Source organism: Streptococcus huangxiaojuni (assembly GCF_040930515.1).
Lineage (GTDB): Bacteria > Bacillota > Bacilli > Lactobacillales > Streptococcaceae > Streptococcus > Streptococcus huangxiaojuni.
The window spans coordinates 13021-26067 of record NZ_JBFQEG010000007.1; the positions used below are offsets into that span (position 1 = coordinate 13021).

Annotated in this window: 12 protein-coding genes; 4 read left to right on the forward strand and 8 right to left on the reverse strand. The window is 43.7% G+C overall.

Features of this window, described 5'->3' with window-relative positions:
• Window positions 1–124: 124 nt before the first annotated feature.
• The 4 genes from AB3329_RS05685 to AB3329_RS05700 all read left to right on the forward strand — a co-directional run bounded on the left by AB3329_RS05685 (window position 125) and on the right by AB3329_RS05700 (window position 4276).
• Window positions 125–1468 carry a DEAD/DEAH box helicase gene (locus AB3329_RS05685; RefSeq protein WP_368394855.1) on the forward strand — a complete coding sequence of 448 codons (1344 nt, stop codon included), beginning with the start codon at window positions 125–127 and terminating at the stop codon, window positions 1466–1468.
• A gap of 202 nt (window positions 1469–1670) precedes the next feature.
• Window positions 1671–2606 (forward strand): manganese-dependent inorganic pyrophosphatase, encoded by a 936-nt coding sequence (locus AB3329_RS05690; protein WP_368394777.1) that lies wholly within the window; start codon window positions 1671–1673, stop codon window positions 2604–2606.
• A gap of 101 nt (window positions 2607–2707) precedes the next feature.
• Window positions 2708–3376: a DUF1803 domain-containing protein gene (locus AB3329_RS05695; protein WP_368394779.1), complete on the forward strand. Its 669-nt coding sequence runs from the start codon at window positions 2708–2710 to the stop codon at window positions 3374–3376.
• 384 nt (window positions 3377–3760) lie between these two features.
• Window positions 3761–4276 (forward strand): YbhB/YbcL family Raf kinase inhibitor-like protein, encoded by a 516-nt coding sequence (locus AB3329_RS05700; RefSeq protein ID WP_368394781.1) that lies wholly within the window; start codon window positions 3761–3763, stop codon window positions 4274–4276.
• A 157-nt stretch (window positions 4277–4433) separates the two neighbouring features.
• Here the strand turns inward: AB3329_RS05700 and AB3329_RS05705 are convergent, their stop codons facing one another.
• From AB3329_RS05705 to AB3329_RS05740, 8 genes are all read right to left on the reverse strand, one after another.
• Window positions 4434–5366, reverse strand: coding sequence for a 3-oxoacyl-[acyl-carrier-protein] synthase III C-terminal domain-containing protein (locus AB3329_RS05705; RefSeq protein ID WP_368394783.1), 933 nt, complete (start codon window positions 5364–5366; stop codon window positions 4434–4436).
• 490 nt (window positions 5367–5856) lie between these two features.
• Complete coding sequence (locus AB3329_RS05710; protein ID WP_368394784.1) at window positions 5857–7149, reverse strand: F390 synthetase-related protein; 1293 nt, start codon at window positions 7147–7149, stop codon at window positions 5857–5859.
• Complete coding sequence (locus AB3329_RS05715; RefSeq protein WP_368394785.1) at window positions 7146–7946, reverse strand: MBL fold metallo-hydrolase; 801 nt, start codon at window positions 7944–7946, stop codon at window positions 7146–7148. Before AB3329_RS05715 ends, AB3329_RS05710 begins: the two co-directional genes overlap by 4 nt.
• Window positions 7921–8904 (reverse strand): NAD-dependent epimerase/dehydratase family protein, encoded by a 984-nt coding sequence (locus AB3329_RS05720; RefSeq protein ID WP_368394787.1) that lies wholly within the window; start codon window positions 8902–8904, stop codon window positions 7921–7923. The genes AB3329_RS05715 and AB3329_RS05720 overlap by 26 nt, the downstream gene beginning before the upstream one ends.
• Window positions 8901–10169 carry a nucleotide disphospho-sugar-binding domain-containing protein gene (locus AB3329_RS05725; protein WP_368394789.1) on the reverse strand — a complete coding sequence of 423 codons (1269 nt, stop codon included), beginning with the start codon at window positions 10167–10169 and terminating at the stop codon, window positions 8901–8903. The genes AB3329_RS05720 and AB3329_RS05725 overlap by 4 nt, the downstream gene beginning before the upstream one ends.
• Window positions 10147–10770, reverse strand: a complete 624-nt coding sequence (locus tag AB3329_RS05730; RefSeq protein WP_368394791.1) for a hypothetical protein — start codon at window positions 10768–10770, stop codon at window positions 10147–10149. The genes AB3329_RS05725 and AB3329_RS05730 overlap by 23 nt, the downstream gene beginning before the upstream one ends.
• Window positions 10763–11908 (reverse strand): glycosyltransferase, encoded by a 1146-nt coding sequence (locus AB3329_RS05735; protein WP_368394793.1) that lies wholly within the window; start codon window positions 11906–11908, stop codon window positions 10763–10765. The genes AB3329_RS05730 and AB3329_RS05735 overlap by 8 nt, the downstream gene beginning before the upstream one ends.
• A 1-nt stretch (window position 11909) precedes the next feature.
• Complete coding sequence (locus tag AB3329_RS05740; RefSeq protein ID WP_368394794.1) at window positions 11910–12656, reverse strand: SDR family NAD(P)-dependent oxidoreductase; 747 nt, start codon at window positions 12654–12656, stop codon at window positions 11910–11912.
• Window positions 12657–13047 lie beyond the last annotated feature (391 nt).

Here is a 13047-nt window from a genome sequence, read left to right on the forward strand (position 1 = left end):
CAGTTCTTGCTAGTCTTTTAAAATTATATCAAAAAGGGAGAACTTTTCCATTTTCGGCTTTTTAGGTTTTGCTCAAAGCCAATGTTTAATGCTATAATAAAAAGTGAAGAAATTGAGGTAAATGATGTTATTTAAGGAATTTAATTTCAGCGCTTTTATTCAGGAAGCCCTAGATGAACTGGATTTTCAGGAGCCGACAGCTGTTCAGGAAAAACTGATACCTGTCATTCGATCCGGAGTCGATCTGGTTGGAGAGTCTCAGACGGGGTCGGGTAAGACACATACCTTTCTCTTACCGATTTTTGAAAAACTAAACCCTGACACTGCAGCTGTTCAGGCTGTTATCACGGTGCCCAGCCGGGAATTAGCCTATCAAATTTTGCAGGCAGCAAAACAGATTGCTGCTCATTCACAGTCTGATATTCGGATCGCTCATTATGTTGGCGGAACCGATAAGCTCCGGCAGCTTGAAAAGCTTAAATCAAGTCAGCCTCATATCGTGATTGGAACACCGGGGCGTATCTATGATCTCCTGCAGTCGGGAGCCCTGGTGATTCACAAGACCCAGACCTTTGTTGTGGACGAAGCTGATATGACCTTGGATATGGGCTTTTTAGATACAGTTGATAAAATTGCTGCTGCATTGCCTAAAGAAGTGCAGATTCTTGTGTTTTCGGCAACTATTCCGCAAAAGCTCCAGCCTTTTTTAAAAAAATACCTGGCTAACCCGGTTATAGAAAAGATTGCCTCTGAATCGGTCATTGCAGATAGTATCGACAATTGGCTGCTGTCAACTAAGGGGCGGGAAAAAAACACTCAGATATTAAAAATTACAAAGGCTCTTTCCCCCTATCTGGCTATTATCTTTGTCAATACTAAAGAACGTGCAGAAGACCTGCACGCTTATCTGACAAATAATGGCGTAAAGGCTGCTAAACTCCACGGCGGTGTCGCTCCCCGCGAGCGCAGGCGGATTATGAATCAGGTTAAAAAACTTGATTTTGATTATATTGTTGCAACAGACCTTGCTGCCCGCGGAATTGATATTGGAGGTGTCAGTCATGTGATTAATGACGCGATTCCTCAGGATCTGTCCTTTTTTATACACCGTGTCGGCCGTACCGGACGCAACGGCTTGCCGGGAATCGCCATTACATTGTATCAGCCGGATGATGACTCTGATATCAGGGAGCTAGAAAAAATGGGTATCCGCTTTGTGCCCAAAGTTTTAAAAGACGGCTATTTCCAAAATACCTATGACCGCGACCGGCGTCTGCACCGCAAACCGTCTTACCAGCCTTTGGATACTGAAATGATCGGTCTGATCAAAAAGAAAAAGAAGAAAATCAAACCAGGTTATAAAAAGAAAATTCAGCGGCAGGCCAATGAAAAAAGGCGCAAAGAGCGCCGGGCAGCAGCCCAGTCTCAAGGACGTTCCAAGCGGAAAGCTAAGAGACAGAGTTTTTAATTCCTGATAAAAACCATAGGCAGCAGTATTGTCAGCAGCTGCCTTCTTGTTTTAAATTTTTAATTCTTAAACGTTTTTTAATGTATTAAAAAGATAAGGGAGCATTTAATTAGTGGAAACCCTTTGCTTTTTTAGAATGACATTGCGATAAAGCTTAAATTTTGCTAAAATTGAGAAGAAATAATATTTAAGAGGTACAGACATGTCAAAAATTCTCGTTTTCGGCCATCAGAATCCGGATTCTGATGCTATCGGCTCAGCTGTAGCCTTTGCCTATTTGGCTAAAGAAGCTTACGGTTTAGAAGCAGAAGCGGCGGCTTTAGGCACTCCTAATGAGGAAACCGCTTTTGTTTTGGATTACTTTGGCGTTCCGGCGCCGCAGGTGATTGCTTCTGCTAAAGAAGCGGGTGCCCAGCAGGTAATTTTAACAGATCATAATGAATTCCAGCAATCGGTTGCGGATATTAAAGATGTTGATGTTATCGGAGTGGTGGATCATCATCGTGTCGCTAATTTTGAAACAGCCAATCCCCTGTTTATGCGGCTGGAGCCGGTTGGTTCAGCCTCTTCAATCGTCTATCGGATGTTTAAGGAAAATCAAGTAGCTGTTCCTAAAGCTATAGCCGGTCTGCTGCTGTCCGGCCTAATTTCTGATACCTTGCTGTTAAAATCACCGACAACACATACAACTGATAAGGCAGCCGCAGAGGAGCTGGCTGAACTGGCCGGAGTGGATTTGGAAGAATACGGTCTGGCTATGCTGAAAGCGGGGACTGATCTTTCCAGTAAGTCCGCTGCAGAATTGATTGCAATTGATGCTAAAAGCTTTACACTGAACGGCAATCAAGTCAGAGTTGCTCAAGTCAATACAGTGGATATTGCTGAAGTGCTTGATCGGCAGAAAGAGATTGAACAGGCTATCCAAGAAACTAATGCAGCCAACGGCTATTCGGATTTTGTTTTGATGATTACCGATATCATCAATTCCAATTCAGAAATTTTAGCGCTCGGCTCACATATGGATAAGGTAGAAGCTGCTTTTGATTTTAAACTGGAAAACCATCATGCCTTTTTGGCTGGGGCAGTGTCCCGTAAGAAACAGGTGATTCCGCAGCTGACCGCAAGCTTTGGCGGCTAAAAGTTAAACTGACAGTCTGAGGCAGTATGATGCAGGCAGTTAAAACTGATTTATCATACCGCAGCAGAAACTGTCTTTTTTGCTGGAACTGGAATACGATTATGATTAAAATTGTTAATCCTGATAAACTAACCCGTCAGCCTTTTTTTCAGGACTTGGTTAACTGGCTCTATCCCAATAAAACGGTCACACTGCGGCAGATTAAACAGACTTTTCCGACCATTAGGTCCATTGATCGCTTTATTGAAGATTACGTGCAGGCCGGTTATCTGCTTCGCAAAGACCGGCGTTACAGCCTAACGCTCCCTTTAGCAACAGACAGTCAGACTGTTGATTTAGACAAAATGCTCTTTGTTGATACGGAAAGTCCGCTTTACCAGGAATTACTGACAAAGACTTTTACAACCGCTTTAACCAATCAGACCAATCAGGCTGTTCTGCTGGAAGAGACGGATCTTTTTCGCACTGAAGCAACATTGGCTAATTATTTTTATGCCTTGCGCCGTTCCCTGCCTTTGCCCGATAGTTTACAGCCTCTTTATGCCGTGCTTGGAGATGTGAATCAGGAGTATGCACTGAAATATATAACAGCTTTTCTCTTAAAATTCAGCCGGCGGTCAGCCGTTCCCCAGAAAAGGCCGGACATTTTTGTGCAGGCATTGGAGGAGCTGGGCTATATTGCTAAAAATGCAGATGGTAAGTATGAGCTGCGGCTGAATTTTGCTAAAGAGAGCTTAACATTCAGAACCAAAGCAGCCTCAAAAGACTGACAGTGCTGATCTTCTCTGAAAGACAAGCAATGTTTTATAGATGAATGATAGTAAAAAACAGGCTTTCTTACAGGCCTGTTTTTGAAATGAAAAAAGAAGATTTCTTCAACAGTTATTCTCTGCCAGTCTGTTGAAAATATGGTAAACTCATAGGAAAGGATAGAAATGAACAAAATAAGTCTGAAAATCCGGCAGCCTCTTCCTTGTCTTTGATAACCTCCTGACAGCTGCCGTCTGCAGGCTTTGTATCTTGTGAATTGAACACGCCCTAAGCTCTTTGCAAAAAAGATAAAACTTCCTAGAAACTGAAGTTTCTTCGTCAGTTTTCCTATTTTTGCTGTGAGCTTTAAACGGGCTTTGTATCTTGTTGTAAGGAGTTGCGGGATGACAGTCGGACGCTTATTATTTTCTTGTGCCGGTATCGAAGAGGGCGGAGAATTTCCAATTATCTATACCGGCAGAGGAGAGAATATATCACCAGAATTTCATCTAAAAAATTTAGATCCGCAGGCTGAGACACTCGCCTTAACTTTAGAGGATTTGAATCATCCGCTCAAAAAAGAGTTTACACATTGGCTGATTTGGGACATTCCGGCGAGAGCAGCTATCCCTTCAGGGATTCCTAAGGGAAAAACAGTAGCAGAACTAGGTCATGCTAAACAAGGGCTGGCCTACGGCTGGCATTGTTATGCCGGCCCCAAACCGCCCTTTGGCCAGACACATCGCTACCGTTTTACGCTTTACAGCCTAAACAGGAGTCTGGATCTGTCTCCTTACACCAGAAAATCTGTTTTTTTAAAGGCAGCCTCTCCCTATATCCTGCAAAAAGGGGAGCTGACCGCCAGCTTTGGCAGCAAAAAGGAATCAGAAAAGCAATGGGTTCCCAGCTTTTCCGGCTGAATACAGATAAGCAGAAAATAAGTGCAGCTATCTGCGGCCAAAATGCATGGCTATATAAAATATATGACAGTAAAAAAACAGGCCTTCTTACCTATTTGGTAAAGAGGAGCCTGTTTTTTTTACTGTGAGAGATAGTGATAAAAGCCTCGATAAATATTTACAGCTGCAGCAAAAGCATATTTGTTGTTAAGCCGGCAGCTGTCCCCATTAACAGTACCTTATCACCTTTTTGGATGCGTTTCTTTCTTAAGGCTTGGCAAAAGGCAAAAGGAACGGAAGCAGAAACCATATTGCCGTATTCGGAGATTAAATCGATAAACTGCTGGGGTTTAATTCCTAATTTTTCCATAACCAAAGGCATGGCCCTGCTGGCCTGATGGGGAATAACAAAGTCTAAGTCTGCAGCTGTCATACCGTTTTTAGTTAGAAAATGGTGAAACAGCTGAGGAAGTTTTTTGACACTGAGGCTTAAGATCTGTTTTCCTTTCATATCAAACATAAACTCTTCTTTAGTGGCTTCGGAGTATATTTCAGGATGAACAGCAGACAGTCCTGCGCGAATTTCTGTGGCATGGGCTCCCTCTGACCATGTCTTTTGTATGCTGTCAATAATACCGCTTTGGCTGCCCTGTCTTTGACCGAAAATCATTGCTGCTGCTCCGTCGCTGAAGAGTTCAAAACTTTCTTTTTGCTTCGGATTTAGGGCAAGAGAACCGACTTCACTGGAGACAATCAGTATATTATGATAACGCCCTGCTACAAGCGGGTAAGATATGAGATCCAAAGCTGTAATAAAACTGGTGCAGGTCGTATTGATGTCAAGTGCCGGTATATCTGTCCCCTTGGCAAGCTGCTCGTGAATTAAGGCAGCCGTACAAGGGATCGGCTGAATGCCAACTGCACTGGCGGACACAATACAGTCAATATCTTCAACTGTCATTTTGGCATTAGTTAGGGCGTTTCTGGCTGCCTGAACCGCAAGGTCCAATTGGTTTTCGTCTGGACTGATTCGATACCGGGTCTGCTTGCCAAAATGAACAGTCTGCTTTGGCAAAGCCGTCCCATATCCTTGCAAAAATACTTTTCTCATAAAATCTCCTTATAATAAACAAGATACAAAGCCCGTAAAAAACGCAAAAGGAAAATAGGGGATGGCAAGTGATGCCTAAGCATCACGCTGACAGCCATCTTTTTCCCGCAGCGCTTAGGGCGTGTTCAATTCACAAGATACAAAGCCCGTAAAAAACGCAAAAGGAAAATGACGGTAAGTCCGAAATCTCTGATTTCGCAGACGCACCCCTGCCAGAACGGCTAGAAGGGTGCGTCAGGCTGTAAAGACTGCAAAGCCTTCAGACGTTTACGGCTGCCTAACGGTGAAATCAGTTCTATATTTGACCATGCTTTTCCTGCAGCGTTTAGGGCGTGTTCAATTCACAAGATACAAAGCCCGTTTAAAGCTCACAGCAAAAATAGGAGTCTAATCGCTGCCATCAGATTCTGCGGTCAGGTCATACTCATAGAAACAGGCATAGTCGTCATTCACTTATGTTTTCTATGATGGTTTTTTTCTGCCCTTTAGGTCAATCTGAAATGAGTGTAAAAGGTTTAGAAATCAGACAGCATACCCGCCTTAATTTCTGCTCCTTAGGAGGCTCATAAACAATGAAGCGCAGCTGAACGTCATGGATATCTGCACTGGCAAACAGGCAGTTGAACTCTTTCTGGAGCTCTTGCTTAATGGCTGGCGTTAAATTTTTAACGGCGACAGCGATTTCCTGCTCAGAAAGCTGAAAGACCTGGTATTCTCTGATGTGATCTGAAAAGAGAAAGCAACGCCTGATAAAGTCCGGATAGATGATAACATCCTTTCCTTTACTGTTTTTAAAGTAAAAAATATCATCAGACCGACCCTCAATTTTTTCGATAACCTGTAAAGGGGAGCCGCAGGGACAGCTTTCACTGCTGTCGACTAAAATATCATTCAAATGATAGGCGATAAAGGGCTGTGACTGCCGCTTGAAATCAGTAATGATAGGATAAAAACGCTTATCATCAATATACTGTTTTTCAAACTTAATACCATCTTCGTTGAGATGCAGGCGGCCGCAGTCACAACTGTATCCCAAAAAACCTTCTGTTGCCTGATAAATTTGATGGATGAACGGTTTGCTAAAAGCAGCTGCTATATAATCATGATCCTGTTTTTCCAAAATTTCAGCTACAGAGATAACTTTCTCCGGCTTAATATTTAAGCTTCCCTCTATCTGAAAAGCAGCCAGCCGGCTTAAAATCGACGGCGGGGCGATTAAAATAGTCGGCTGAAGATGGTTCAGCTCCTTAAGCTGATTATCAAGAGAAAGGGTCATATCAAAGTAATGCAGCTTGATAAAGGGAGAACGTACAGTCTCATACAGATTATTGTTTGCCCTTAAGAAAAAGGCTGCTCTATGTCCCAGAAGGTACCCTTTAGGCAGAAGTTTAGCCAGAATCGTTCCGGCCCAGACCGCCTGTTCCTTAGGACTGGTTAAAAAAATTCCGCGGTGTCCGGAGGTTCCGGAGGAAAGTCCGACTGAAATACCCTGATAGTCTGGCGAAAAATCTCTCAAACGCTCGCTTTGAATCGCTATTTTAAAAGCATCATCTTTTTTAATCCCGACCGTATTCAGCTCATCAAAGTGCGCCATCATAAACTCCTTGTCCATGTGAAAATCAGTTAAATCAGGATGCTTTTGAAAATAAGGTGACTTAGACCGGAAATAAGCAATTTGTTTGTTCACGGCCTTTTTCTGATAGGTCTCCAGAGCACTGCAGGAAGGCCAGTGCTGCAGCCAGCGTGTGCTGATAAAGCTTTGAAGAAAGTAGTACAGTTTCATCTCAGCAGACTCCTTATACGTTTCTCTTGATCATGGCTGACCGCAACCTTGATTCCGGCTGCCATTATTTCTTCCAGCAATGCAGCATTTTTTTGGTAACTGCCAAAGTCATTTTGAATAAGCCGAGGAAGCAGACGCATCTGCTTGGTTAAGGGCAGTAAGGGAATCCCCCAAGTGACATCTGCTGCGATAAAAAACTCTTTCTCTGGCAGGAAAAGACAGCACTGACCGTCGGCATGCCCCGATAAGGCAGTCAAAAGCAGGCTGCTGTCACCGAATAGATCGTAGACCGGCAGAAAGGGAAAATCAGGGGTTGATAGATGGGGCTGAATCACCAGCAGACGCTCTGTGAAATCGTCGGGCAAAAATTCCCGGAAAATTAAAGAACGCATCCGTCCGCGCTGGTACTCTGCGAAACAGTCTTGTGTGATAATGAATTGTGCTTGCGGGAACTGGCGGACATCGCCAATATGATCGGGGTGCAAATGAGAAAGAATGATATAGCTGATTGCTTCCGAGGCAATGCCTTTATCTGCTAATTGTCTTGAGACAGTCTGTTCAGGTTTTAAAACAATCGGGTTTGGAGCCCGGTAGAGCATATACTTAAGCTTATTGGACATAATCGGATATCCGTAGCCGGTATCGTATAAAATGTAACCTTTTATGCGGTGTTTTATCAGAAAAACTCCGGCAGGGAAAATAAATTTTTTCTTAGGAACAGCTTTAAATAAGAGCTGTGCCAGATTGCTGCAGGAGCCGCAGGCAAAATAGTCAAGAGATTGGATGGTGTCTGACATAATTTTGAACTCCTTCAAGCAGACTTAATTTGGGCCGGTATCCGAGTTCGCGCTCAATCTTATCAATAGACAAGGTCTGACTGTAGGCCAGTAAATAATAAGTATAGCGGGTAAGAGGCGGTTCTTTGGGACTGCGGCAGAAACGGTAGCTAAATTCCAGAAGCCTAACCAAAACACCTAATAATTTAGCATTGAAAGGGCGAAACTGTACTGTTTTTCCAGCTTCCCTAAAAAAGAGCTCAAGTAAACTTTTAAAGGGGAGAGGCTCACCGTTAGTCACATTGTAAATTTGCCCCAGAGCCGCCTTTTTTTCGAGACACAGTCTGGCAGCATAGGCAGCATTTTCAACACAAGTCATATCAACCAGCTGCTTTCCTTGGTGCAAAAGAGGGATGCCTAGACTGTCGTTAATGCGTAAGAGCCGCGGAATAATACTGCTGTCTCCAACACCAAACAGTCCTCTGGGACGCAAAATAACGCTTGGGACATCTTTTGCTTTTAAGACCAGCTGTTCAGCCAAAAGTTTGCTCTTTATGTAATGATTTAGGTTATTCTGCTGAGGAGCCTGGTCTTCGGTCAGGTTCAGCTGATTCTGTGCTCTGGCATAGATACTGGGCGAAGAGATGTGTACCAAACGCTGGCAATGGTATTTTTGACAAAGCTCCAAAATATGCTGTGTCCCTAAAACGTTGGTGTCGTAAAAATCCTGCCAACGTCCCCAAAGATCAGATAAAGCGCCCGCGTGAATAACCGCTGAACAGCCTTGAATAGCTTTTTCAAGGTCAGAGAGCTGTCTTAAGTCCCCCTGAACAAAAGTCAGTGCGCTGTGCTCTCTTTCCAGCTGTTTGCCGATCTCTTTCCTGCGTCCAAAAGCAACAATTTGATAAGCATGTGCTGCTAATTCACGGACAATATACTGTCCCAAAAAGCCGGTTGCTCCTGTAACTAAAATTTTCATATTTCTCCTAATAAACGATTGATTTCTTTTTCCACAGCAGCAGAAGGGGAGTAGGCCTGAGCTGCCTGTGAGAGTGCTTTTAAAGCCGGCCAGTCACGTGTTTCTATTAAGGCCGTGAATTCCTTGTCGATTGTCTCAAGCGGGTCAGATCTTTTGAGGCGGCGGCCGGCGCCAAACCAAGCCAAACGTGCGGCATAATCCGGCTGATCATAATCATAGGGAATGGCCAGAGCAGGCTTGCAGTGTCTGATACAGGCATAGGCAATACCTGCTCCGGCATGATGGATAACCGCATCAACCTGAGGCAGAACCGTTTCATAATCAAGATAGGTTCTGACAAAGATATTATCGGCTAAAGGTTCTTTAGCTAAGTCAGAGACTTTCTGACCGAGTGAGACAATGAACTGGATCTGGGGGTGTCGGGCAGCCAGATCGGCTGTGATCTTCAGCATATCTCTTTTTCCCCATAAAAGATGGGTGCCGTTGGTCACTAAAATCCGTTTGGTGAATTGCTGTTTCCACATTTTTTCTGTCAAAGAGGGCGGCTCTTTCAAATAAGCAGGGCCTGCCCACTTAAGCTGCGGCGGGAAATCGTCACGAAATTCAAATTCTTTCATGCCAAGAGCCAAGATAGATTCCGGAGAGTAAAGGTTTTCCAGACCTTGTTCATTGTAGAGTTTGAATTGATAGGCTGACAGCCAGCGGTGATAGTAAAGAGCGGCGCTGAGTTTAAAAAAATGAACCAGTTTCCTGCCGACAAGATCTCTTGCTTCCCCCCATAAGCTGTTTTTTGGACTTAGTCCGCCCAGATAGCTGGGAATACTGCGGGTACTTTCAATAACAAACGGACTGGGTATCGTTGTTATCCATTTAAACTGCAGTTTTTGATGGAGTAAGGCAATTGGAGCTGCGACAAAGTCTGCTATCACGATATCCGGCTGATAGTCTGAAAAAGCGCATTCCAGCTCAGCAGTCAGCTGTTCAAGAATGGTTAAATACTGCGAGAGCTGTTTTAACATTCCCAGAGCAGAAATCTTTCGTTCCGTGTTGGCAATCCGTTCAAAGGCATAAGGGTCCTCTGCATGAATCACCTGACAGGAAAAACCGCTGGCTGCAGTAATCTCCTTTTTAGCTAAACCGGTGTAGACACGGATCTTGTAAGCAGAATTTTTTAAGAGCGGTCTCAGCATTCCCAGCAGCGGATAAAGGTGGCCGCTGAAAGGCGGAGCAACCGCGGCTATTTTAATTCTTTTTGATCTGCTCATAAATAATCCTCCTAATATCAGGATTGCTGGGATAGTCAAAATGACTGCCGGCAGTCCAAGTCTCTACCTGATGCCGGTCTAAAATGCGCGAATAATAATCTTTATGGCTCTTGATGACATGCAAATCCAGCAGAGGGAGGGCAGGAAGGCTGAAAGCGACAGGACCAAGAGCGAATACTTTTAAAGGGTAAATCAATTCTTCCTGCTGCAGCAAGAGAGACAGAAGATTTAAGCCCTGGCTTTGGGTGATGATGACACAGTCCCGATACTGCAGGACAGGTTTTAGAAAGCGGCAGACTGTATTTTGAAACTCTTTGTCAAAAACAGTATGCCTAAAATAATGGATATTAGACCAGCTGGCTTTAAGTAGGGAGATGCTTTTGTTTTTGTCATGTTTAAACTGCTGATGGTAGGGAAAATTACTAAAGACAGGATTGTAACCTGCCAGACTTAATTCCTGCAGCAGGTCTTTTTGGACAGTGCTTAAGGCAGCCGTTTCCAGCTGGCTGCTGCCGCTTAGAAGAAGCAGCAGTTTATCCTGGTTTAAGAGACTTCCCTGCCTTTCATCAAGCTGCTTTTTATAATGGCTGAAATTAAACATAACGAATCTTCCCATCGATAACTTGAATTTTTCTTTGCCGCCAGACAATCACAGGTCCCGTTACCAGAGTATAAAGATAGATAAAAGGAAGGAATAAATCGTTTAAGCATTCGAAACCAATCGTTAGAAGTGTTTCCTTTTTTTTCAGAATATGCCGGCGGAACAGGTACTGTACAGAAGCTTTTAGCAGGAGCAAAACAAGTCCCCATATCCACTCTTGATAACCGAAAAAAAGACTGCTGACCAGCAAGCAAAATGGCAAAACAGCGGGGAAAAAAGCGATAAGTAAAAAAAGGAAAGAAACAGCCTGCTTCATAAAAACATTAGCAAAGAGAAGCCATCTTTTTAGCAGAAGCAGATAATGGCGTCCTGAATGGACAGTGGTTCGGACTTGGCAGAACAGTCCGGACTGAATGATTCTGATATGTTCTGACTGGCAGACTGTAGCCAGGGCTAAATCATCGCACAGCCAGTCCTGAATCCGCTCAAAAAGATGATAGTTTTTGAAGGTAGCGGTTTTAGCAAAATAAAACATGCCATTAATCGATTGACTTTTCTTGAGAGCAGCCATTGAAAAGTAAGTAAAAAGAGATTGGCTGCTGACAAAGGCTGCCAGAAGAGCTGACCAAAAGGTTTCATTATCATCATTATAAGGGATACCGGTTACCAGCCAGTCATCAGCTTGATTGCTGTACTGTTTGATTTGGGGTAAAACAGCCTTATCAATAATACTGTCATCATCCAGAACGACTGTATAAGCAGTGTCGACAAAATTCAATCCTTTTTGCAGTTTAAAGACTTTTGGATTAAGGCTGTCAGGCACCTCTTCACACAGTATCAGACGAATCCGATCGGAGTTGGCCTGCCTGTCTATAATACTGCGGCAAATATCTTGAGCCAATTTATCATCTTGGTCGACCAGCCAAATGAAGCGCATATTCTGAGTATGATCAAGATTAGCCTGCAGACAGTCTGACAGCCGGTCATCTCCGGACAAAATAGGCTGCAGCACCGTATAATCACTGTCCTTTAAAACAAGGCCAGAGCTGGAGGGGAGCTGTTTAAAGTAGTGCTGTGCTAAAACCATGCGCAGCCCAAATAACAGCGCAAAAGCTAAGAGGCTGATGAGATAAAACATTTTAACTCCTAAGTCTGTTTAAAAAGCCAGCTGTCAAAAATAAGCTGATACGAGTCGGTAAAATTTTAAAAAGGCCGTCAAGAGTTCGGCTTCCTAAGCCAAAAACAGCCAAAGGCCGCCTGCTGCCGCAGATAGACAGAATTTTTCTGGCTGCTGCCTGCGGTGACAGCTGGCCTCTTTTTTCAGCCTGTTCAGCTGCTAAAAAAGTTGTGGCAACAGGCCCCAAACAGACAGCTTGAATGATAATGCCGCTCTTTTTTAACTCTTGGTTCAGGCTCAAAGAATAAGAGAGCATGGCTGATTTGCTGGCACTGTACATAGCCATATAAGGATGAGGAAAGCGTGCGGCCAGCGAACAAACAGTGATAACCCGGCCCTTTTTTCCCGCAGCCAGCCATTTCAGACAAAAAGCTTTTGTGAGAGTGACCGGACTTAAAAAATTAAGCTGCAGCATCTGCTCGTCATCATAGGCAGAGACGCTCAGCGCTTCTGCAATCTCCCCTTTGCCGGCACAATTAATCAGCAAATCAATATCTAAATCGGTTAAAGCAGATAAATCTGAAGATTGGGACAAATCAGCTGCTATGATTTGACAATCGATTTGGTAAGACTGAATCAAATCTTTTTGCAGCTGCAAAAGAACAGACTGTCTTCTGGCAGTTAAAATGAGATCCACCTTGTTTTCAGAAAGCAGATAGGCGACTTCACGCCCTATCCCTGAACTGGCTCCGGTTAGAAGTGCCCGCATAATGTCATCTCCTATTTTTCCCCATTATAACATACTATAATCAGAAAATTTATCAAAAAACAATCGGACAGAACAGCCTAAGTGTCAAACAGCCTGTCTTTATTAGTTTGAAATACCCAGTATTAGTATTTATAAGGAATCTCTGTCCCATCTCTGCCCAGTTTATTAGTGAGGTCGCTGTTCCTTGCTTGACAAGGGATAAGAAGTCCCAATCAGCCGCTGCGTCAAACGCATCTGTCTAAAAAAGTGAAAGGAGGCCGGACTTTTGTCCCAGCCTCCTTTCATATACTTCTGTGGCAGACAGCAGCGCAGGCACTTATTTCCCTCTAAGCATTGTCTTTTCTATTCTCTGCCATCTTTCTCAGCAGCAGAAAAAACAATTTCTGATTGT